Genomic DNA, 1,632 nt, shown 5'->3' with positions numbered 1-1,632 from the left:
GGGGGGGACTGCTCGGGGGGCCCTTCGACGTCTGCGCAGGACACGGCGCAGAAGGCGAGGGCCAGGGCGGTGCGACGAAGCATCCATCTCTCCTGGGGACAGCGGGGGGCGCGACCCCGGGAACGCCGGGGCCGCGATGTGGAGACGAATTCTAGGATATTGATAAATTCAGTCAAAGCGTGTTTTTCTGGTAGTCCGGGAACCATCCGACTCGGGAGGTTTCTGGCCGGGCGAGGTTTCCCTCGGGCGCGTCCGGGAGTAGAGGACCGGGCGTGAGTGCGACGAAGACCCCCAGCCGCCCCGTCTCCGCGCTCGCCTTCCACGGCGTGACGCTGGTGTTCTTCGCGGGCTGCGCGGCGTGGCTCGTGCGCGAGTCGCGAGGGCTCGGAGGCCGGCCCGGGATGATGGGGCTGGGCGTGGCGGTGGCGGCCGGAGGCCTGGCGCTGCTGGCCCTGGGCGCGCTCGTTGGCCTGCTGCGCGGCGGGAGGCTCGCCGCGCTCCAGTCGCGGGCGGAGATGGGGACCTACGCGCTGGTGCTCGCGGCCCTGGGCGTGCTGGCGCTGGTGGGGCTGCGCCTGCTGGGCGCGGAGGGGCGGCCCGCGCTCGCCACCTTCTGCCTGGGGCTCAGCGCATGGCTCGTCGGCGTCGGCCTGCACGCGGTGCCCGCGCTGTTCCTGGCGCCGGACGGCTTCATCGACTCGCTGGGACGGCGGACGCCCTTCGCGCGGCTGGAGTGGTTCTCGCTCCAGAAGGACAAAGGGGAGCTGCCCCGCGTCCTCTTCCAGGCGGGCCACGGGACGCGGCTGCTGCTCGACGCGCGGCTCGCCAGCGCGGACGCGGATGCCGTGCGCGCGGCGCTCCTCAGGGCCGGGCTGGCTTCACGGCCCCGGGGCCGCTGACGCTCACGGCGCGTCCGCGCCCTTCCAGGGGTCTCCGCCCACGCCGAAGGTCTCCAGCTGGAAGGACTGGGTCCCCGACACGCGCACCAGCCCGAGGCCCGGAACGCCGGGCGACCACTGCGCGGTGATGCCCATCGGATACGAGTACTCTGTCACGGCCAGCTTCTTGCCGGCGACCGTCTCCGTGGATTGCCGCAGGAGGTGGGGCTGCCGCTCCGCGCCCGGCTGGTTGAAGGGCGCCACCGTGTCGCTCGGGGGCCTGCCCGGAATGCGCAGGCGCAGCAGCAGCACGCTCTTCGCGCTGAAGCGCTCACCCTCCACCAGGAAGTCGAAGCGGATGCGGCCGGTGGCGGGCACGTCCACCTCCAGGAACATCCACCGCCCGCGTTTGCCCTCGTGGCGCCCCGGTCCGCCCACCTTGACCACGAACCGCGAGGGCCCGTCCGCGGACGTGTTCACGTAGCGCGCCCAGCCGCCCTCCCGGGCGACCAGGGGCAGCCCGAACAGGGCATCCGGCGCGCCCCCTTCCGCATGCGCCACCGAGCCTCCCAGGCACAGCAGCAGCGCGAGCACGGCCATTCCCCGCCTCGCCCCGGCCCCACGCTTGTCCGGTGACGAGTCCCGGACCGATAGTGCTGCTCCCATGCGCCGCCTCCTGTGTCCCGTGTGCACCGCCGTGCTGCTCCTCGCCACGCCGGCCAGGTCCGCCGCGCCCGACGGTGGCCCCGCCACC

The 1,632-nt window shown here is 73.7% G+C and carries 2 protein-coding genes; one reads left to right on the top strand and one right to left on the bottom strand.

Translation table 11 applies throughout. The annotated features are described in order from the left end of the window. Nucleotides 1-272: 272 nt before the first annotated feature. The gene (locus tag D7V93_RS42765) at nt 273-899 is read left to right on the top strand and encodes a hypothetical protein (protein ID WP_120648651.1); all 627 of its coding nucleotides are present in this window, start codon (nt 273-275) and stop codon (nt 897-899) included. A gap of 3 nt (nt 900-902) precedes the next feature. On the opposite strand, the gene D7V93_RS42760 is transcribed toward D7V93_RS42765, so the two are convergent. Further along, nucleotides 903-1,478, bottom strand: coding sequence for a hypothetical protein (locus D7V93_RS42760; protein ID WP_244237844.1), 576 nt, complete (start codon nt 1,476-1,478; stop codon nt 903-905). Nucleotides 1,479-1,632 lie beyond the last annotated feature (154 nt).

Origin of the sequence: Corallococcus llansteffanensis, from assembly GCF_003612055.1 — a bacterium.
Classification (GTDB): domain Bacteria; phylum Myxococcota; class Myxococcia; order Myxococcales; family Myxococcaceae; genus Corallococcus; species Corallococcus llansteffanensis.
The sequence above is the reverse complement of the archived record's forward strand: the minus strand, read 5'-3'. Positions and strand labels throughout refer to the sequence as shown.